Source organism: Desulfovibrio inopinatus DSM 10711, from assembly GCF_000429305.1.
Classification (GTDB): Bacteria; Desulfobacterota; Desulfovibrionia; order Desulfovibrionales; family Desulfovibrionaceae; genus Alteridesulfovibrio; species Alteridesulfovibrio inopinatus.
Map to the genome: position 1 here is coordinate 37215 of NZ_KE386880.1, position 20327 is coordinate 57541.

A 20327-nucleotide genomic window follows, 5' to 3' on the forward strand; every position below is an offset into this window, starting at 1 on the left:
AACAATCTACACATAAAATCGTCGACTGGTGTGTTTGCATCCATCCTCAACTGTGTTGCATCGGTCGCATACAACACAACAGGGAGTCCTCTCGTTGTGCGGCCGATGATTGGCCTGGATGATATTGGTGGTGATACCTTGAGCCGGCTCGTGTTGCGTTTGCATGATGCGTCAAGCGGATTGCCGTATAACTTGTCAGCGATGCCGGATGGCTCGTATGTATATATAGCCGTGCAAGGATATGCATGATTGGAGGTTGTTATTATGGCGTTACGTGGTCAGTATATCGTGCCCGCTGGCGTTAATCTGGCGGGACTATTTCCTGGAGCATCAGAATATGTATCAGATGTTCCGTACACAATCCCCTCGGCCCTGATTCGTGTCCTTTCGCCCAGTGTCGAGCGGTCAAATGCTACGCCAAAATTCGTAGGGTATATCGATAGGTTACAAATTACAGCACTGGATGATGAGGGCGACGCCGTGGGGGTGCTGTGCGTCCCGGTTGCGTTTCCATTCCCGATGACTGTGGGGGATAATGTGGGCGATATTGTCGCGCAATCGTATGTGCATCTCAAAACACTACCGGAGTTTGTGGGCATGGAGGATGTGTAGGTGGAGCGGGGCTACTAGAGAGTGTTTTTTTCGCACGTGGTGTGCAAAATTTTCTAGCGCGGGGTGCGCGGGGATAGTTTAAAACGATTGTATGAGGAATGGGTTCAGGGGGGCGGAGGTTCAAATTATTTGGCGCTGTATGCCAAGAAAAAAGGCTTACGATTTTTAATCGTAAGCCTTTGAAATTTTTGGTGGAGATGGCCGGGATTGAACCGGCAGCCTCAGCGTTGCGAACGCTGCGCTCTCCCAATTGAGCTACACCCCCGTGGGAAGAGCAAATTTTTATGAAACGATGAAGGATTCGTCAAGAAAAAATTATCGACATTGTGTCGAAAAGTGTTTGGAGGCGTTTCGTATAGGTGTGGTCTCGGAAAAGGAGAGTTTTCCAGTCTTCGCGGAGAGTGGTGCATAAGGATGGTTTGGCCAGCAGCCGTTGTATGGTCGTTGGTGCTTGGTCGGGGGACGAGAACGTTATGGGGTGTGTCAGGTCTTTAGGAAAGAGAGAGAGTCCCGGCGTATTGTCCGTGACGAGCAGACCTCCGCTAGCAAAAACGTCGAAGTGGCGTTGCGTCAGGCCATGTGGAAGAAGGAGGCTGGTCAAATTGAGCGTTATTGGGGCATGTTCATAAAAACTGCTGAGTGCTCCGTAATAGTCCACTGGAGGACGCAAATCCGTGCCATGGGGCAATCGGTCGTGCCACCCCTCATCGCCTATAACGGTGAGTCCGCAATGTTTGCTCACGTTGGACAGAACGGCCGTACGAAGAGAGAGGGAGGCCGTTTCCGCGGCAAAGCCGAGAGTTCGTACAGTCTTACCCGGCCACAGTGATGATTGTCCGAGTGTCGACATCCACCAGTCGAAGTCCGGTCGTGTGCCATGCCGTATCATATCTTCAGCGTGGCGCAGAATATTGTCAGGGACTCGGCATCCAGCAAAAAACGCGTCTTTACCGGGAAACGCGCTTCGTCCGACAAAGAGTGGTGCGGTAAGGGATGGCTGCGGTGCAGCGTGCCCCGGATGGAAAATCGAGGGGTCAACCGCCAACGGTAAATGATAGACTTGCTCGGCGCCGTGTGCTTTTAAAGGCGCGAGAAACCAACTGTCGGTGATAAATAAATGGAGTCGTTTCCAATACGGCGCTTTGAGTCGACTGATCAGGTGGAAAGGGTTGTCCACGCACCAGGTTGCACAGGGGATGTTCGCCGCTGTCAAACGTTCGAAGAGGAGTCCATGATCGTCAAAGCCTTGGAAGTTGACACTGAGAAAAAGACGTGGTCGTGCATTGGCCAGGAGATCGTTGAGGTCTTCGTGAGTTATCTCCGGATTGATCCGATGCACATTCAAACCAAGTGCATGCAGTGCTGTGTGAATTTCCTGGACGAGTAATCCTTTCGCGTCTCCGACAAGCGCAATCGATTGCTCCGTAATATGACCGGTTGGCACCGGAAACAGTAAGTTCGCCCATAGCGGTCCCCAAAACGATGGAAAGAGTGACATGCCATGCTGATACGCATAAACACGGCCAAAATGGTGTTGTGTAATTTGGTCTGGTTTTATGCGCGTCCAGTCGCCTGGGATGGCGGCCATGAACTGCGCACGTTGGCTGGGAGTCCACTGTGACAGCGTGTCTTCGCTTTCTATATAATAAACCTTTGGCTTCGGAGTTGATAGTCCGTCATCATGGACAAGACGAGTGCACATATCGGTAGGGTTGGGACCAAGACCAAGGCACAGATATGGGCCTGAACCGGCATCCTGACGAAGATATTGCTTGGGACCGGACATGAGCGTTCGCATTTGGCCGAGTTCATTACGGACACGTAATCGGAGTGGACGAAGTGATTTTGTCATAACGGTATTGTGTTTGCCAGAGGGGTGCCTGCACGAGTGCAACGGGGAGGAACCAAATTCACTGTGTCGTCGCATGGAATACATTTTTTCAGTCGGAATCGACGGGGAGACCCCTCTTGGCGTTGTCCGCGTCTTCAGGTATGATACCAAATTGGACAAACACCATGAAGAAATATCAGGATCATTATTTTAAACGGGCCAAACAGGAAAACTATCCTGCACGGTCTGTCTACAAGCTTCAGGAAATCGAAAAGCAGTGCCATATATTCAAGGCCGGGCAGGTCGTGCTTGATATGGGGGCGGCACCGGGTTCCTGGACATTGTATGCGGCAAAGAAAGTTGGGCCATACGGACGTGTGTTGTCGGTTGATATCCAAGAAACACAAACGGAATTTCCCGACAATGTGACGTTTCTCGTTCACGATGTTTTTGAACCCGAAGGCGCACTACAGGAGTTGTACGAACAGTACAGTCCGTTCGACATCGTCTTGAGTGATATGGCTCCCAAAACAACGGGCATTAAATTCACAGACCAGTGCAATTCTTTGGAATTGTGTGAAAGTGCTTTGGAGGTGGCGAAAGAGCGCCTCAAACCAGGAGGCCATTTTGTCGTCAAAATTTTTCAGGGACCGGATATAAAAGCCTACACAGATTCCCTGCGCCCGCTTTTTACCAAGGTGAAGACCATCAAACCGAAAAGTTCTCGCTCCGAAAGCAAAGAAGTGTTCATCGTGGGGCTTGGAGCGAAACCACAATAATAATCGCTTTATGCCGGGCACACGGCAATGGAGCGTCCCAGGGCTTTCCCTGGACGCGTGGTTGATCTGTGCGACCCGAACAACAGGAGGAATACATGGCCGGACATAGTAAATGGCATAATATTCAGGCGCGGAAATCCGTTCAGGATGCCAAGCGTGGAAAAATATTCACCAAGATCACAAAAGAGCTCATGCTCGCCGCCAAGGCTGGTGGTGCTGATACGGCACTGAACAATCGCCTGAAAACCGCCATTGCCGCGGCAAAATCAGTGAACTTACCCAAAGATAAGCTCGAAATGGCCATCAAAAAAGGCACGGGCGAACTGGCCGGAGAAAATTTCGAAGAGGTTATGTACGAAGGCTACGGTCCCGGTGGCGTCGCTATTTTGGTTGAAGCCGCTACGGACAACCGCAACCGAACCGTCGCTGAAGTCCGCCACATCATGAGCAAGAAGGGCGGATCCATGGGTGAAGCCGGCTGTGTCGGCTGGATGTTCGAGAAGAAAGGCGTCCTGACGTTCGACGCCACCAAATATACCGAAGAACAAGTTCTTGAAGTGGGCTTGGAGGCCGGTGTCGATGATGTTATTGCGGACGAAGAAACCGTAGAAGCGCATGTGGCACCGGAAGATTTTTCGGGCGCACAACAAGCCTTCGACGATGCTGGCATGGAATACCAGAGTGAGCTTTCGTTGTTGCCGCAAAACACGATTGGCGTCGACAAAGAAACTGGGACCAAGCTCGTCGCGCTGTTGGAAGCTCTTGAAGACAATGACGACGTGCAAAAAGTCTATTCCAACTTCGATCTTCCTGATGATTTTTTTGATGACATGGAATAACCAGGCATCTCACGGTTCATTATATTGGATCGGGGCCGTCGGTGCGGAGCTGTCCTCGTGACGGCTCCGCGTCCTGGAAATGGCGTGGTTGTACTTGGGCTTGATCCCGGTTCCCGTGTCATGGGATACGGTCTTGTGCGGGAAACGTCGGGCGTGTTGTCCTTTGTGGATGCGGGATGTCTTCGCATTGGCGCAGAACCGGATTTCGCGGTTCGTTTAGGACGAATTTTTACGCATGTGCGCGATCTTATTGCCCGGGAACAACCCGATGCGGCCGCCGTTGAAAATGTGTTTCTCGCCAAAAACACCGCGTCGGCTTTAAAACTTGGTCAGGCTCGTGGTGCAGCGTTAGCGGCATGTGCTGTCGCAAACGTCCCGGTCCACGGGTACGATCCTACCGTTATCAAAAAGAGCCTTGTCGGCGTCGGGCGGGCAGAAAAGAGCCAAGTGGCATTTATGGTGGCTCGTCTGCTCGGTCATAAGAAGACCTTGGCTGCCGACGCGTCTGATGCCCTAGCCGCGGCGGTGTGTCATCTTAACCATCATCGCATGCGTATGCTAAGCAGGCTGAAATGATTGGATATCTCGAAGGCCGCGTCATGGCCAAAGATGAAACCGGGTGCCTGCTTCTCACGGCGGGTGGGGTAGGGTACGACATCAGGCTGTGTGCATCGGTGTTGGCTGAACTTCCCGACATCGGCGGTCAAGCCGGTATATTCATCCATACCATTGTTCGGGAAGATGCACTCGAACTTTATGGATTTTCCAGCCTGGATGAGAAAAAGACCTTTGTGACCCTGATCGGCATCACCAAACTCGGTCCCAAAACCGGCTTGGCTATTTTATCTCGATTTTCTCCCGATGATCTCCGTGCCATTGTTGTTGGGGACGATGTCAATGCGCTGACCATGGTGTCAGGCATTGGCAAGAAATCCGCTCAACGTATTTTTATGGAACTCAAATATCGGTTGGATGTGGATGGCGCTCCGACACCAGTGCAAGGAAAGCCGGCTGCGACAAACACATTTGCGGATGCATTGACCGGTTTGACCAATCTCGGCTACCGAGAAGATGAAGCTAGAGCTGCATTGAAAGCTGTTTTTGAAGATGAACCAGAGGCCGATGTCTCCATGGCGCTACGTTTGGCGCTGAAACACATGGCCGCGGAGCGAGCATGACCCTGATGTCTGCGGGGAACGATGAATCGATCCGTCCGGAACGGTTGTCTGACTTTGTCGGGCAAAACGAACTCCGGGCCAATCTCGAAGTCTTTTTACAGGCTGCTCGTGATCGCGGGCAGGCTTTGGACCATGTTTTATTTTATGGCAGCCCCGGTTTAGGGAAAACGACCCTGGCGCGGATTATGGCAGGAGAACTTGGTGTCAATCTCGTCACCACCTCCGGACCGGTTTTGGAACGTTCCGGTGATCTCGCGGCTATTTTGACGAATCTGGGGAGCAAAGATCTTCTCTTTATCGATGAAATCCATCGTATGCCTCCGGCTGTGGAGGAGATACTCTATCCGGCCATGGAAGATTTCAAGCTGGATCTCATCATTGGGCAAGGGCCGGGGGCTCGAACCGTCAAAATTGACCTGGAGGCGTTTACTCTTGTCGGCGCGACCACTCGTATTGGGCTGTTGACGTCGCCGTTGCGTGACCGCTTCGGTGTTCTCCAACGCCTCGAATTTTACAGTCCACAGGAACTTGCTCATATTGTTTTGCGTGCGGCATCCATTATCGGTGTTCCGCTCACAGACGATGGGGCCATGGAATTGGGCCGACGTTCACGCGGTACTCCACGGATTGCCAACCGTCTTCTACGGCGCGTACGTGATTTCGGTGCTGTCCAAGGCGCTGAGGCCATTGATGCCACAGTGTGCTCGCAAGCATTGGATCGGCTGGATGTGGACCCATGCGGCCTTGATCAGATGGACCGGCGTATTTTGTCGATCATCATCAATCATTACAATGGTGGGCCTGTTGGTATCAAAACGTTGGCCGTCGCCTGCTGCGAAGAAGTCAGGGCGCTCGAAGAGATTTACGAGCCGTTTCTTATTCAATGCGGGCTTATCAAACGGACAGCTCGCGGACGGGTCGCCACGGCCAAGGCGTATCGTCATCTGAAAGTCACCTTGTAAAGGAAATCGCCATGCCAGTAGTTCAGAATCTCGATGTGCGGCTTTTGGCTGAAACGCCTGATGCCTTGTCACTTATTTATGCCGCCTTTCGACAATGCTATCATGCCGGGTTTGTCGGCGACATGTGGCCCAAATTGCTCTCCGGCGAAATTAGTCAAGACAAGCAAGCGGAGTTCATTGAGAAAGTCATGCAATCCGGCCATGACTCGCCGATTGAACATGTCAGTTTCACCTTTGCGATTTCCGGGGTGTCTCGCGCACTGACCCACCAACTTGTACGACATCGTATCGCATCGTATTCTCAGCAGAGTCAGCGGTATGTGGATGCTGGCGGTTTCGGATATATCATGCCTCCCGCTATTGCCGGTATCCCAGAGGCAAAGGAAGTGTTCGAATCCTTTATGGCCCATGCCGAGGAGACATACGGGAAACTTCAGGAACTGTTGGCTCATCGCGGAAAGAAATCGAATGAAGACGCACGGTTTGTTTTACCCAACGCCGCGGGGTCCAAGATTGTCGTGACCATGAATTGTCGATCTCTCATCCATTTCTTTGAGTTGCGGTGTTGTATGCGCGCTCAGTGGGAAATCCGAGCTTTAGCCGATCTCATGCTCAAGGAGTGTCGTATGGCTTTGCCCGTTGTCTTTGCCGTCGCGGGAGCAAAATGCGAACGTTTGAGGTATTGTCCTGAGAACGCAGCCTTTACGTGCGGCAAATATCCCCTTTTGGGTCAATAAGCCCCCAATCCCCCATAATAGCTGATTTTAGCCCATTTATAGGGCTATATAGGGCAAAGGCGTCAATTGCATTTTGCGATAGTGCGTCTTTGCCTTTTTCTAAGATTTTCAAAAAAATAAAAAAAGTCTTGAATAAAAAAGGGTTGACAACTCCACGAACATTGGGCTCATGCGCGTTTTCTCCGTGTATGGATGTGTTTTCAAGGGTATTGACAGCTATTAAATGAGAAACAGTCGTTTCTTCGTTCAAATTCACAAAGAAAACTGAGATATTTCTATTTATTGAAGAATATACCTGTGGAAAAAATATTCACAATCTGTGGATAAAAAAATTGAGAAAACCCGAAAGGCCAGCAATGGCGCCCTCTCTCGACTGTGTCGATTGTTTCCAAAAACCATGAGGATATTGGGATAAGATAGTTTTTTTAGTGGGTTATGCTGTAGAGAAACATGTCGGGTAGACGAGTCTAGCATGGCCTAATCAGCTTTTACGTTTTGTGTGCACAGCTGTAGGTTGCGCTTCATGAACGCCATGTGGAAGAGTACCAAACGCATCTTAGAGTCGAGTCTGAATCCTGGTTTGTACCAGGTATGGATTAAACCGTTGAGTGCAGAAATTGACGGGGAGGAAATGACCGTCATTGCGCCCAACCCTTTTGTCGCGTCATGGGTTAAAGAGCGTCTGATGGACGCCATTATAGAGGCAGCCACTCAAGTTGTAGGTTTTCGGCCTCGTCTCTCGGTACAGGCTTCGTCTGAGCAGAAGCCTCGAGCTGTCATGAGCGTTCAAGAAACCGTTCACGGCATGGAGCAGCTTCATCTGCCCGTGCACCAGGATCCGGTCAGCACGCGAGATATTTTCCGTTTTTCATTTGATGACTTTGTCGTCGGTCCATGTAACGAATTAGCATATGCAGCATCGCAAGATATCTGTCGCAAGCATTATGCTGCCGATCAATTGTACTTATGTTCTAGCCCTGGTCTCGGCAAAACGCATTTGCTGCAGGCTATTGGTGCAAGCATGGCCTCGAAGCAAAACATTGCCAAAAAGCGCGTCGTCTATCTGACGGCTGAAGAGTTTGCCTCGCGCATGGTCATGGCGTTGAAAACGAAAGAAATTGAACGTTTCAAGTCTTTTTTCCGTGAGAATGTCGATATGCTTCTTTTGGAAGATATCCACTTTTTTCAGGGGAAAATGAAGCTCCAAGACGAGCTCCTGAATACAATCAATGCCTTGAATTCCCGTGGATGCAAAGTTGTCTTTACGAGTTCTTTTTTGCCGAAAGAACTCAATGGTGTTGACAGCCAGCTTTCGTCTCGTTTCAATGCCGGTTTTCTCGCGGTTATTGACAAACCTGATATGCCGACCCGTTTGCATATCCTGAATCGTAAAGCGCAGAGCTTGCAAATTCAGGTTCCGGGCGAAGTTGCCGAACTGATGGCCGGTCGCATTACCTCGGACATTCGTCAGCTTGAAAGCTGTCTGCATAACCTCATTCTCAAGGCTCGGCTGCTGAAGCGCAATATCACCGCCGAACTCGCCATGCAGGTGCTTAAAAATTACAATACTGACCCTGATAATCTCAGCATGAATCAGATTGTGCAGTTCATATGTAACACTTATGATACAAGTGTGGAGCAATTGCGTTCCAAAAGTCGGAAACGTCAATTTGTTCTTGCGCGCAACACTGCTTTTTTCTTGGCACGCAAACATACGGAATTGTCGCTGCAGGATATCGGTCACCAATTTAATCGCCGTCACTCCACGGTTATCAAGGGCATTACGACCATTGAACGTCACATGTCCATGAAAACCCCCCTGGGCCGCGAACTGGAAAAGACTCTCGATAAATTGACGGCATAATTCCTTCTCATTTTCAGTGGCCTGTAAAAAGAAAGGCAGAACGGTTTCCGTTCTGCCTTTCTTTTGGTGTGGGCGGGGAAATATCTCCTTCGAAAATCATGTGCTATGTCTCTTCAATAGCGGTGAGCTGCATGTTCCCCCATACGGCTATTTCATCACCGAGTTGGGCGAAAAATCCTTCTACACCACGTGACTTGAGCTTTGGAGCGTTCTTGGCTACCTGTTTGAGATCCTCAGGCGTGGAAATGGCGTTGGCAAGTGCCGTGGCAAAGGCATCGGCGACGGCAGCCGAGGAAGATCGTACCGTGACCATATCAGCCAGCCCGAAGCTCAGCGAGTGACCGATGGTGGCCGACGAGGCACACAAGGCTGTTGGAAAATCCTCTGGGGAAAGCGTCAGACCGAGGCGAATCCCTTGAACTGGACGCGCTAACAGGCCGATAACGCGAGAACGTGTCGAGTGCATGAACACATCGCCCCCGTTTTCGACAAGCAAATTGGGGCTTTGGGATACATGTTCTTCCGCAACAGCTTGGGCGATGGCCCCAGCGACGGCAGCCATAGGACCGACATGAGCGAGGCGGCCAGCCTCTGCCATTATACGCACAATGCGCGGAGCTTCGTCAGAGACATCGACCGGCGTTAAGCTATGGCTGAATTCAGGATGAAGCGTGATAAATGTCTTGATCTCGGCGCGAAGCCGTCGCACTGTTTCGGTTACAGTTGTACTGAGGTCGGTTTCTGCAATGATATGCAGGTCGGTGTGTTCCAAAACAACTTGAAAGGCGACTTCGCCCTGTTCCGGATGATGCCGACGATAGGCGCGATCAACATCAAGGTGACGTGGGCTAGGGTGTGAAGGAGTAGTTTTTTTAGCCATATACATCGTCATTGGCCTGATAGGCGCTGATAATGATGAAAGAAAGGGTACATGTATGTCAAAGGCGGCAGGGGATCAACCTGCGGTTTCCGTCGTGATCCCCACCTATAACCGAAGTCGTTGTGTCGGAAACGCGATCCGGTCGGTTTTGCAACAGACCTTCCAAGACGTGGAATGCATTGTGGTTGATGACGGCTCAACCGACAATACGATGGAGATTCTTACTGCTTTTGACGACGTGCGATTACGTGTCACAACACAGCCCAATGCGGGGGTCTCCGCAGCCAGAAATACTGGAATTGCGTTGGCACGAGCGGATATCATTGCTTTGCTTGATTCCGACGATGTTTGGTTGCCTGAAAAAATGGAACGGCAACTGCAATTCATGCACGAGTATGGCTACGCAATATGCCAAACCCAGGAAATTTGGGTTCGTCACGGGGTGCGGGTCAATCCCATGAATAAACATGCCAAGCCACACGGTCATTTTTTTGAAAAAGCATTGACCATGTGTCTCGTCAGTCCGTCGACAGTAGCCTTTACTCGGCAATTTTGGTGTGAATGCGGCCCCTTTGACGAAACGCTTCTTGCCTGCGAAGATTACGACCTGTGGCTTCGAGCGCTATTGGATTATCCTGTTGGCTTGCTTGATGAAGCGTTGGCCATCAAATACGGGGGACATGAAGACCAACTTTCACGAAAAATTATCGGGCTTGATCTCTACCGTATATATTCCCTGATTGCTCTTCTCGGTCATCCTCGGTTGGTGGGGGAGCGACGAACCGCGGTGATCCGGGTTTTGACCAAAAAACGCGATGTGTATGTCAAAGGTTGCCTCAAACGCGATAAACCCGAAGAGGCCTGCCGCATCGCGGAGAAAGTCGATGTGGCTCTGAGCACGATGCGGTAGCAGGCCAAATGATATAAAAGGTATCTGTTGATTAATCAGTGTACTCAACCTTGCTGACGGCTTCTTTTTTGATGGTATTCAATGCGTCCATGAGAACGGTACTGACGTTTTCGCGGATGTCGCCTGCGACGATAATAAAGAGCAAATCGTCGCCTGGTTCAAAAATACCTTCGTGAGCTTTGGCAATAACCTTGAAAATACCCGGCTTTTTTGAGAATTCCTGACAGAGCGCCTCGATTTTATCGTGATCAGGAGTGACTTTGAGACGCGATACGGTTTTGTCTTTGTTTCGAGTGGTACCGCGGACAACACCGTTATGCACGAGAACCATGCCCACGTTTTCAGCGAAGCCCGGTTCTTTCTTCAGTTCGGCAATTGTTTTGGAAATGTCCATGACGTTTTCCTCCTTAAATCGTCTGCTGTGAGTAGGTTTCATGTATAAACTTTCTTCGCTTTTGAAAAAATTGCCCATCATCAGTCAGTCTCGCATGGTGTCTTCGGGACTTGGGGTCTGGATGCTGTGGTCGGGCTCCATCGATCAGGCCGTGTACCATACCATGCGCGAGTATGGTGGTTTTATGTTGGGCGAAGAAAGCCATCAGTGCCTGTGGTTCTTTTTTGGCGATGAAGGACTTCGCGCGTTGGCTCGACTGCAGGTCTGGGCGCGGGTCAATCAGCTACCGGTGTTTTTCCAGGCAATTCCAGTGACAGTTCTTGTCGGATACAAGATGGAATTGTCGTTGTCGATTGCCGAGGATCTTGCCGAACAAAGTATTAGACCGCCCGATGAGCTTGAAGTTTGGGTCCATCCCAACCTTCGTTCCATGGTGACCAACGTCCCCGGACTCTACCTCAAAAAGTCGAACATTGTCTCCGGGCTTGCCAAGCACGATTGGGAAGTGCTGCAAGCTGCTCCCGGATTGTCGTTCGAATCATCTCTCGGATGGATATACATCATTCGTCCTCTTGGCGACCCCCTTGACAAAAAATTTTCTGAAGGCTGGCGTGGAATATATTCACAAATCCAGGCTATGCTTGAACGACTTGGCATCAAGTATATTTTTCATGAAGGCTATCTTATTTTTCAGCTTGAAGGACTGCGCCTCTTTCAGTCCTGGTGCCAAGAATATCTTTCGTTTATCGACCGGATCAAAGATAACCGTCAAGAAGGGAAGTACTGGCCATGCGTCATTGTGACCGTACCGCGCAAGGGACACAATTTCAGTAAAGACCTTCCGAAGAAATTGCGCATTGATTGGAAGCAACTCACTCCTGATTTCCCCCATATGAGCTACCGCTCGGCACTCCTCCTGGGGGGAGATTTCACCATCCATGAAGTGAATTATGGTGCGCAAGTGAATTCGCTGGAGGATTGGTGCAATGTTTCTCTCTCCAGCGACTCGACTGATCGCGATGTCGGTAGCCTAACGATTCAGTACCCCTCCGAGGCGTTTGCGGGCAAATTGGCTCCATGTTTTTATTGTGGCCTAACGAACCACCCTCCGACGATTTGTCCAAGCAAACGTATTCCCAACTGGACGCCGGAAACATGGGATGCCATGTCCGAAATCGACATGAAGCAAATCAACGAGCTTTTTGGCGAACTCAATGCCAGTCTTTCCAAGGAACCTGTCGAGGGAATGACGAGCATGCTCGAAGAGACCGATGAAAAATCGACACTTCTTCGGGCCGTGTTTGAAATTAATTTTGCCTCACAACTTCGCATGATGGGCCTTGTGTGGAGATCTCGAGGAAAAGAACTCCCCCAGGGGCTCCAGCAACTCAATGAACCTGAAGGGGAGATCATTTGGGCGTCGCTCGAGAGTTTACGCAATAATGATTTAGCCAGTGCCGAACGACAGGTTGGCGAGGCGTTGAGTAAATATGTGCGAGCGTTTCAACCGCGCAGTTTGCAGGGCAACCTGGCCATGGAGGCGGGGGATTGGCCGAACGCGTTGTATTACTGGCAGGAAGGAGCGCGTTTTTCCTATACAGCCCTTCAGCGCTCGTACCATACATTTCTTCAGGGACGCGGACTGGAGATCATGGGAGAGTACCAAAAGGCCATTGAATGCTATAAACAGGCGCACCGCGAGTGTCCTCGTTGGTACGAATGCTCGTATCGTCAGGGCGTTTGTATGGTCAAAATGGGATTTACCGACCAAGGGATGAGTGTGTTCTATGAAGCCATGGAAACGAATCCCCACATCTTCAATCGCCTTCTTATTGATCCGGAACTCGAGCGCGGACGTCTTCATGTTTTGACCTCGCTGTGGCGAGCATGGAGTAAGGCGAAAAAAGAAGTCGAAGAGACGATCGAAGATTTGCCGAAGATGTCCGAAAACATGCGTAGTTGGTTTCCGGAAGAAAACGAATTCATCACAGATGGCGATGCACGCCTTGCAGAGATTACACGTCTCTCCAAAATTAATAACTATGTCGCATATAAACGGGTCATAAAGGGGTATGAAGATATCCAGAATGATCTCCGGGAGACCGTCGATAAAGAAATCAAAGTCTTACAGAATAAGAATGTGCGACAATATGATGAACTCCGTGCCATTTCGAGGGAAGCGGCCTGGTTCCCATTTCCCAAACTGTTGCGGGATTTTAACAAAGATTTCAACTTTTGCGCGTCAAAACTGAATTGGATGCGGACCTCCTCGCAGCATGTGGCACAGAACTTCCGCAAGTCACAAATTTTCGTCGATGAAGTGGAAGAACGCATAAAAACACTGAAAGCGCGTCTCGTCACACTACGCATTATTCGTGATGCGACATTGTTTGTTATGCTGCTGGGACGGAATTTTGTTTGGCTTGAAGTTATCGGCCTTGGTTTATCTCTCGTGTTTGTCCCGTTGTTTATCTATATTTTCCATAAAACCGGTCAATTTTGGATTGCGGATCTTGTTGAGCGGCAAAAATGGCAACTGCAACGCGGTTTAGTCATCATTCTCAGTATTATTGCTCTTGCCTTGGCGGCGATTAAAACAGCTGTCTCATTTGAAGGGAAGAAGCAGGAGATTTTTAAGAAAGTTGATGATGAAACTCAGAAGAAGCAGGATGAAAAGAAAGAAAAAATACGCCAAGCCAAAGAACGGCGAGAACGTGCTCGTGAGGAGGCACGTGAGGAGGCTCGGAAGAAACGTTGAATCTGCTTTATTGTCGGGTGTGATGAATTGACGAAACGACTGGAGGGAATGCCTCCTCGTAGAGGAGATTTCCTCCTGCTATTTTGTAGGGATCAAAACTGGTTGCGAACGACATGAACCGTTTTAACGATGGCGCTGATTTATTGATAAAACTTTCGTATTTTACTGTGTGGTTGAAGTCTCTTCAAACGACAAGATGATCTCAGAGAAGAAAAAGCAGCGTTGAAACGACAAAAAAAAAGCGGGGCCGTGGCTCCGCTTTTGTGTTGGCTGATGAAGGATGCGATTTACACGCAGCCAGTGGGTTTGGGCAGGCCAGCCATTTTACAGGCTCCTTTACCCGGTCCGGAGGGGAACAGCTCATAGATGTGTTTGAGCTTGTAGCCGGTGACCTTGGAAAGAATGCGAACCATGGGGGCGATGCCATTCTTTTTGTAGTAGTCCTGCAGGAATTCGATGACCTTGTTGTGTTCGTCGGTCAGGTCCTTGATGCCTTCGCTGTCTTTGACGTAATCAACCCACTCGGGGCACCAGTCTTCAAAGCGCTGCAAGAAGCCATCTTCGTCGATATCAAAGTTTTTTCCCTGGAATTCTACGCTGGGCATTCTGCATCCTCCTTAAGGATTGTGTTGAGAGTTCGGAGTTCCTATCACGAGTATAACGTCGTGTCAAAACTCCTTAAATCGGGACCTTTAACGTAAAACAGCGATCCGCTGTTTCATGACTTGAGGCATCATTCTGAGTGCGAGGACTTGCCTGCATACCAGAACGAGAGTTGATGAAGTAACCCCCAACCCCATCGAGTTTCGATACCTAAAAGGGAAAGGGAGTTATTGTCAACGATTTTACGCACGCTCTTTGCATTTTACGTGTCTGAATTGTCGTCGGCTATGAGTTCTTTCAAATGGTCGTGGATAAAGTCAAGGCTTGGGTCCAAGCGTAACGCGTTGTTGAGGCAATGTATAGCCGCTTCGGTGCGCCCCAGAAACTTATGGCATAAACCGAGATTCGCCAAGTCCATTGCCGATCCCGAGTCAAGATCAAGGGCCGCTTCGAAGTCGGTTGCCGCGGCTTCATAATTCTGTGCTTTGAAAGCGCATACACCCCGCAGGTTGAAATATTCTTTCACCTGGTTATCGCGAGTTATTGCTTCGTTGAGGAGCGGGACGGCATCTTGCCACTTTTCGTCCAATGTCAGGCTGTAGGCCAGATAGAATAGAGCTAATGCCTTGTTCTCGTCATCGGGTTGCTGCGAAATGGCTCGTTCGAAGTGATAGGCAGCTGTTGTGGCCCCTTCTGTTCGTAGAGCGAGGAGACCATGAAAAAAAGAGAGGAAATGGCCTTGTGGGTAGATTTCGGCCAACGTTTCCAAGCCAACGATTGCTTCTATCGTGGAAGCTTCTTCAGCAAGAATGCGGCCGGCAAACAGGCCGAGGCTGGCATGAGGTGTCCGTTCACGGAATAAAAAGCCGGGGACAATATTATAATTTGTCGGAATTCCGAGGCTCGGTTGTGTTGTCTCTACCGAGAAAAGCCGGCGTTGCCGTTGTGCCAGCGATGTTGCTACCTGGCGAAGTTCAATGAGGATATCGTCATCTTCAATATCGGGCAGGCTGGTCAAGGAAACGGTTGTACCTTTCTCCAGCCACGCAATATCCGCCAAGTCGGTAAACTTGGACAGACCGGACGCTTCATAATTACTTCCGGATTCGAAATCTCCGGCAAGCTGGGCTATTTCCGTTAAGGCTCGAATGGCTGCTTTGGATGGTGAGGTCGATGTGCCGGCCGTAAAGACAATTTCCGACGCTTCGGGAAAAGAGGCCGGATCATACGCCACAGCTCCGACAGTGGGAACAGGCATGCCAAGCGTAAAATCTTTGAGGATAACGGTAATTCCGTTGCGGGTGAATTTTTCGAGAAGTTCAACAAGGATTGGATCGGTTACACTCGTCGGATCAATGGTGGGCAAGTGTGGTTGATCGTGATCGATAATGGCACAGACATGACGTTCTACGAGTTCACACGTGCCTTGCAGGATGGACTCCTCAAGACAGTTGCCCGCACTTGATCCGTTAAATTCATTGAGCTTTTTAAAGAAATCGAGCGGGATATAGACGGTTTCCCCAGATTCGACGCATACTGCTGGACAAAAACGCCATCGGATAAGGTCAAGAACACGTATAGCGTTTTTTTCAGAGAGCTCTTCTCCCACGGCCTTGAGCAGTTCGGACACGGGGATGAGTTTGTCGCTATACAGCTCACGAGCTTCGCTATACGTCAACTCCGTGAAATTCTCCGGGGTGTTCCAGAAGGAAAAGAAACTATATCGCTCCGCTAATTCCATAAGAGCCGAGGCTTCCGCCTGAGCAACGCTTGCGCCTTTTCCCATTTGTTTGCGGGTGGGCATAACCGCTCGGGCTGCGTCGCCACAGACGCTCAAGAAAACAGGGATGCCAAGACGACCAGTATCAATACGCCGGGTTTCGGCCAACACATCGTTGCCGAGCGCTCCAAACGCCTTCTTGGCGTCGGCAACGGTTACCTCTGGAGAGATGAGCTTGTCCGAATCCTTGGTATAACCTTTCTTTCGAGAAGCGAGTTTACGCATGTTTTTTCGGGGTAAGACGTGTGATAAGGCTGAGTTGCCTATCCTGAGCATTGCCATCACCTGAAGATGGTTTGAATCCGATAGGTTTCTCGTCAATATTGAAATCACGTTCGATGAGCTTGAAGAATTTTTTAGGTTTGCGATGGTAGTCGCGCGCTAAAACAATCTGAGAATTGGCATTGGGCTTAAGGTGAGCGTTCAGGAATTTAGCAAGTGCCCGATATGTCGGTTCCATATACAGCACTTCTGAGCCGATGATAATGTCATACGTCTCATCGAGCCGCGTGGAAGTGAAGTCAGCCACTGCGGCTTTTGCTTGGCCAACGAGATTATTTTTTAAAATATTGATGTGAGTGAACAGGGCCGCATCGGGAGCGATATCCGTAATCGTTGCTCGAAATCCGGCTTTGGCTGCGGCGAGTCCACATATACCAATGCCTGCTCCGATTTCCAGAAGTTCGGGAGCGTTGGCAGATGGTATTTTTTGGACGACATATCCCAAGAGGACGGACGTCGGCCAGATTTTGGCCCAAAAAGGAAGTTCGAGTTTTTCTCCAGGGGCGGTGTCCCGATCCAACGCTTCGATATACGTTGCCATATCCCGAATTTGTAAAAGTTCGAGATGCGTATCACCGATGGTCAATGGTTCAAAAACGATATCATATCGTTTCCGAGCCAAAGTCAGAAGGTCGTCGAGGGAGGTGGAAGCAAGAACGTCTTGTAATGAATAATCGAGGGATGCGGACATGCAGAGCTCCTTGTCAGGCGCATCAGGCTAAAAAAAAGCCGGCCTGAGGCCGGCTTATTGGTGGAGTGGAGCGGGAGACGGGATTTGAACCCGCGACTTCAACCTTGGCAAGGTTGCACTCTACCACTGAGTTACTCCCGCGAATATGGAGGCGGCATCCGGATTTGAACCGGAGAATGGAGGTTTTGCAGACCTCTGCCTTACCACTTGGCTATGCCGCCAAAATTCGAAGAAAGACTTTACTCTCAATGCTTCGTGGTGTCAACAGAAATCTGAGAGAAGCATTATTTTTTTCTGGAGCGGGAGACGGGATTTGAACCCGCGACTTCAACCTTGGCAAGGTTGCACTCTACCACTGAGTTACTCCCGCGTGCAGAGAGAGATCGTTTAGCTGGGACAGGCCTCGACGTCAAGCAAAAAAAGAAAAAAATTATAAATTTTTTTCTCGCAAGACCATTCGGTACCGAACGCCTTGAAGTTTTTTAAAGGGCAATCCTTGTGCAATCCCTTGGAGAGCAGTCGCTTCATCCACAACTTCACTCCCGCAGAGCACATCAAAACCGGCATCGAAGAGAACGGGGGAGAATGGTGTGGTAGGACCGAGCATCATCAAGAACGCGTTTTTCGGGCAAAGGTCAACCAGTGCATCCAGTGTGTTGTTAAGGAAGGTCGTGCCGGTCAAGGCAATCACATCGGCTTGAGGCAAAAGCTCTGGCGCCTTGGCCGCGGGCACATCGCCGGGTTTGGGAGAGAGTTCGAGTACATCAAACGATGCGAAACGATCCCCCATGCGTTCAACGAAAGGAAAATGGCCAATGACCACTACACGTTTTCCTTCTCCTTTTTTGAGAATGAGATCTTGCGCTTTGAAATCAATGGCGTTGTCGGGAGGAGGGAGGAGCGAATTAATGGACCCCATGCACCATGAAGGATCAAACGCTGGAGAGGGAGCGGTTGGCGTGTCGATAAAGAGTCGAATCAGTTCCATAACCGTTTTATCCTGCGGTGGACTGATTTCGAATAATCCGTTCGACCGTGAAGCGAGACCGGTCCTGTTCCCCTGAACAGCACACATACAATCGCCTTGAATGATTTTTGCGACTGGGGAGTCCTTGACGTCTGGCAGATTCGATACAATTTGGTGAAGAATAGATGGTTTCATACCATGGCTCCTTGAAGGAAATTATAAAATTACGAATGTTGGACTTTACGGTCAAGCAAGATTTTAGTAGAGCGGCTTGATTTTTATCCTTTGAGCGACCAACCTTACCGAGGTGGAGGAACACAATGGACCAAAAAGATATTGAATACTTTCGCGATATGTTAAACGCTATGATGCAGGATATCCTCAAAAAAGGGGAAGAGACGCTTGAGGATATGACCGATACCGTCGAAGTCTACGCCGACCCTGCAGATCGCGCTACAGCGGAATCTGATCGGGCGTTTACTTTACGTCTGCGAGACCGCGAACGAAAACTTATTAAGAAAATCAAATCCGCCATGGATCGCATTGATGATGGTGTCTTTGGAGAATGCGTCGAGTGCGGTGATGAAATTTCCGTTGCACGACTGAAGGCACGTCCCGTGACGACGTTGTGTATCAAATGCAAAAGCAAACAGGAAGAAGACGAGCGTACGCGCAATTAGTTCGGCGTTTGCGTTTTGTCTTGTGTGATACATTATGGAGGCGAATTTTTTTCGGCATCTCGCGGGTGAGCTTGCAGGGGTTCTTGCGGGGGCTCGGATTGAAAAAATTCAATCTCCACAAGCGAATATCCTTACACTGACGGTCTCTGTTCTACGTGAACATGCTGAATGTATGACATTTTTTCAGGGCCGTCCGAAGTTACTTGTGTTTGAATACGGGGGGCGTCAAAGTCTGCTTTTTTTTACGGACCATAAGCCTCCCAACCCCGCATCACCCCCAGCCGCAGTAATGTGGTTGCGCAAGCGTTTGCGTGGCCGAAGGCTCGGTTCCGCGCATTATGATTGGCCTGGCCGCCGTCTTGCTTTTGAGTTGTCAGAAGGACAGGGATCGTATCTTGTTTTTGATTGCAAAAACGGCCTTTCACTCGTCGACACACTTGATGCGGCTTTTGATAATGAAGTGTGTTGGCCTGCTTTGGAAAATGTCCTCTCTAATCCCGATATCTGGCGGGAGTATCAACAGATTTCACCCATTTTGCGTAAAAATCTTGCTACCGACCCAGAGGGAGCGGCTGGCCTTTACCGTGGGCTTGTGGAGGGCAGAGCTGATCGCTTTTATATTACGATGAAAGATGATCGACCAGACCTTGCCTTGAATTTTCTCCCTGTGGGCTTCTTAGGCGAAACGGCACAAGTTTTTGATAGCGCATTGGAAGCAGCGTGTGTTCAGGGACAAGCCATTGTCTTTGGACAAATAGGCGAAACCGAAGCCAAAGAAGATGTCCAAGCCGAGAGAACGGCGGCTAAACGTCAGAAAAAGCGATTGAAACGCATTGAGGCCGAAGAAAGCCGACTTCTTCAATTGCAGACCGAGCGTGCGTTTGCCGATGCTATTGCCGCCAATCTCGACCAGATTGACCCCTCTGCCAGAATGACCAACTTGACGTTGTCGCATCCCGATCATGGCACAGTTGATGTTGTGCTCGATCCGGCCTTGACTGTTGTCGAAAATATGGAACGATTTTATCGACACGCATCCAAGGGGAAACGAGGGCTTGCTCATATTGATAAACGCAGGCAGGCTGTGCTGGCTGGCAAGGATGAAGCGGCCGCGTATGGCCGATCCAAACAACCCGTGCACGACGCTTTGCCCAGCCGGTACAAAGGAGAAGCCGTGCGTCTTTTTAAGACGGACGACGATTTTATGGTCTTGCGTGGCAAGAACGATAAAGCGAACCACCGGCTGCTTTCGCGTTTATCCAGTCCATTTGACTTATGGTTTCATGTTGAAGGAGGACCGGGAGCCCATGTCATCCTTAAACGTGACCATCCGGGGCAGGACGTACCTCGCCGCAGCCTGGAGCAGGCAGCCGTTCTGGCCGGCTTATCAAGTTTTCGAAAAAACGATGCTAAAGCCGAAGTTATTGTGGCCTTGGTAAAAAACGTGCGTACGGTCAAGGGCGCTGCCATGGGACAGGCTTCTGTCGATGTCCGGCTGGAGACAGTTTTTATTGATCTCGATCCCGCTCTTGAAAAAAGGCTCTTGGTCTCTTAAACAAGCAGACAAAGCAATACGCATT

The 20327-nt window shown here is 49.9% G+C and carries 20 protein-coding genes and 4 tRNA genes; 13 read left to right on the plus strand and 11 right to left on the minus strand.

Annotated features, from left to right (window positions below):
• Positions 1-249, plus strand: a 249-nt coding sequence (locus G451_RS34880) for a hypothetical protein (protein ID WP_211236386.1), incomplete at its 5' end; no start/stop codon positions are given.
• A gap of 15 nt (positions 250-264) precedes the next feature.
• On the plus strand, positions 265-612 hold the full coding sequence (locus tag G451_RS0123790; RefSeq protein ID WP_156921797.1) for a hypothetical protein: 348 nt from the start codon (positions 265-267) through the stop codon (positions 610-612).
• A gap of 189 nt (positions 613-801) precedes the next feature.
• Here G451_RS0123790 and G451_RS0123795 read toward each other — a convergent pair.
• Both G451_RS0123795 and G451_RS0123800 read right to left on the minus strand, forming a co-directional pair.
• Positions 802-877, minus strand: a tRNA-Ala gene (locus G451_RS0123795).
• 39 nt (positions 878-916) lie between these two features.
• A complete protein-coding gene (locus G451_RS0123800; RefSeq protein ID WP_027186204.1) occupies positions 917-2464 on the minus strand; it encodes a glycosyltransferase family protein in 1548 nt (515 codons plus the stop codon).
• 164 nt (positions 2465-2628) lie between these two features.
• Between G451_RS0123800 and G451_RS0123805 the strand changes: the two genes are divergently transcribed.
• The 7 genes from G451_RS0123805 to dnaA all read left to right on the plus strand — a co-directional run bounded on the left by G451_RS0123805 (position 2629) and on the right by dnaA (position 8802).
• The gene (locus G451_RS0123805; protein ID WP_027186205.1) at positions 2629-3222 is read left to right on the plus strand and encodes an RlmE family RNA methyltransferase; all 594 of its coding nucleotides are present in this window, start codon (positions 2629-2631) and stop codon (positions 3220-3222) included.
• Positions 3223-3317: 95 nt separating this feature from the next.
• Positions 3318-4061, plus strand: coding sequence for a YebC/PmpR family DNA-binding transcriptional regulator (locus G451_RS0123810; protein ID WP_027186206.1), 744 nt, complete (start codon positions 3318-3320; stop codon positions 4059-4061).
• A 57-nt stretch (positions 4062-4118) separates the two neighbouring features.
• Entirely contained in the window at positions 4119-4637 is a 519-nt protein-coding gene (gene ruvC, locus G451_RS0123815) for a crossover junction endodeoxyribonuclease RuvC (RefSeq protein WP_027186207.1), read from the plus strand.
• Complete coding sequence (gene ruvA / locus G451_RS0123820; RefSeq protein WP_027186208.1) at positions 4634-5239, plus strand: Holliday junction branch migration protein RuvA; 606 nt, start codon at positions 4634-4636, stop codon at positions 5237-5239. The genes ruvC and ruvA overlap by 4 nt, the downstream gene beginning before the upstream one ends.
• A gap of 5 nt (positions 5240-5244) precedes the next feature.
• Positions 5245-6201, plus strand: a complete 957-nt coding sequence (gene ruvB / locus G451_RS0123825; protein ID WP_027186209.1) for a Holliday junction branch migration DNA helicase RuvB — start codon at positions 5245-5247, stop codon at positions 6199-6201.
• A gap of 11 nt (positions 6202-6212) precedes the next feature.
• Positions 6213-6938, plus strand: coding sequence for an FAD-dependent thymidylate synthase (thyX, locus tag G451_RS0123830; protein ID WP_027186210.1), 726 nt, complete (start codon positions 6213-6215; stop codon positions 6936-6938).
• A 523-nt stretch (positions 6939-7461) separates the two neighbouring features.
• Positions 7462-8802 (plus strand): chromosomal replication initiator protein DnaA, encoded by a 1341-nt coding sequence (gene dnaA / locus G451_RS0123835; protein ID WP_027186211.1) that lies wholly within the window; start codon positions 7462-7464, stop codon positions 8800-8802.
• Between the two features lie 103 nt (positions 8803-8905).
• Here dnaA and G451_RS31405 read toward each other — a convergent pair whose 3' ends face one another.
• Positions 8906-9682 (minus strand): UPF0280 family protein, encoded by a 777-nt coding sequence (locus tag G451_RS31405; protein ID WP_034643870.1) that lies wholly within the window; start codon positions 9680-9682, stop codon positions 8906-8908.
• Positions 9683-9737: 55 nt separating this feature from the next.
• Here G451_RS31405 and G451_RS31410 point away from each other — a divergent pair, with 55 nt between their 5' ends.
• Positions 9738-10592, plus strand: coding sequence for a glycosyltransferase family 2 protein (locus G451_RS31410; protein WP_034643873.1), 855 nt, complete (start codon positions 9738-9740; stop codon positions 10590-10592).
• 31 nt (positions 10593-10623) lie between these two features.
• On the opposite strand, the gene G451_RS0123850 is transcribed toward G451_RS31410, so the two are convergent.
• On the minus strand, positions 10624-10986 hold the full coding sequence (locus G451_RS0123850) for a molybdenum cofactor biosynthesis protein MoaE (RefSeq protein ID WP_027186212.1): 363 nt from the start codon (positions 10984-10986) through the stop codon (positions 10624-10626).
• Positions 10987-11026: 40 nt separating this feature from the next.
• Here G451_RS0123850 and G451_RS31415 point away from each other — a divergent pair, with 40 nt between their 5' ends.
• Positions 11027-13744 (plus strand): tetratricopeptide repeat protein, encoded by a 2718-nt coding sequence (locus G451_RS31415; protein ID WP_034643876.1) that lies wholly within the window; start codon positions 11027-11029, stop codon positions 13742-13744.
• A gap of 287 nt (positions 13745-14031) precedes the next feature.
• On the opposite strand, the gene G451_RS0123860 is transcribed toward G451_RS31415, so the two are convergent.
• The 7 genes from G451_RS0123860 to G451_RS0123890 all read right to left on the minus strand — a co-directional run bounded on the left by G451_RS0123860 (position 14032) and on the right by G451_RS0123890 (position 18262).
• Positions 14032-14349, minus strand: a complete 318-nt coding sequence (locus tag G451_RS0123860; RefSeq protein ID WP_027186213.1) for a TusE/DsrC/DsvC family sulfur relay protein — start codon at positions 14347-14349, stop codon at positions 14032-14034.
• 260 nt (positions 14350-14609) lie between these two features.
• Positions 14610-16352 (minus strand): YcaO-like family protein, encoded by a 1743-nt coding sequence (locus tag G451_RS0123865; RefSeq protein WP_027186214.1) that lies wholly within the window; start codon positions 16350-16352, stop codon positions 14610-14612.
• Positions 16345-17100 carry a class I SAM-dependent methyltransferase gene (locus tag G451_RS0123870; protein ID WP_051261846.1) on the minus strand — a complete coding sequence of 252 codons (756 nt, stop codon included), beginning with the start codon at positions 17098-17100 and terminating at the stop codon, positions 16345-16347. Before G451_RS0123870 ends, G451_RS0123865 begins: the two co-directional genes overlap by 8 nt.
• A 66-nt stretch (positions 17101-17166) precedes the next feature.
• Positions 17167-17241 (minus strand) — tRNA-Gly (locus G451_RS0123875).
• 5 nt (positions 17242-17246) lie between these two features.
• A tRNA-Cys gene (locus G451_RS0123880) sits at positions 17247-17321 on the minus strand.
• A 74-nt stretch (positions 17322-17395) separates the two neighbouring features.
• Positions 17396-17470, minus strand: a tRNA-Gly gene (locus tag G451_RS0123885).
• Between the two features lie 60 nt (positions 17471-17530).
• The gene (locus tag G451_RS0123890; protein WP_034643879.1) at positions 17531-18262 is read right to left on the minus strand and encodes a Rossmann-like domain-containing protein; all 732 of its coding nucleotides are present in this window, start codon (positions 18260-18262) and stop codon (positions 17531-17533) included.
• A 125-nt stretch (positions 18263-18387) separates the two neighbouring features.
• Here G451_RS0123890 and dksA point away from each other — a divergent pair, with 125 nt between their 5' ends.
• Together dksA and G451_RS0123900 are read left to right on the plus strand one after the other, a co-directional pair.
• A complete protein-coding gene (gene dksA, locus G451_RS0123895) occupies positions 18388-18747 on the plus strand; it encodes an RNA polymerase-binding protein DksA (RefSeq protein WP_027186217.1) in 360 nt (119 codons plus the stop codon).
• Between the two features lie 34 nt (positions 18748-18781).
• Positions 18782-20302 (plus strand): NFACT RNA binding domain-containing protein, encoded by a 1521-nt coding sequence (locus tag G451_RS0123900; protein WP_027186218.1) that lies wholly within the window; start codon positions 18782-18784, stop codon positions 20300-20302.
• The last annotated feature ends 25 nt before the right edge of the window (positions 20303-20327 follow it).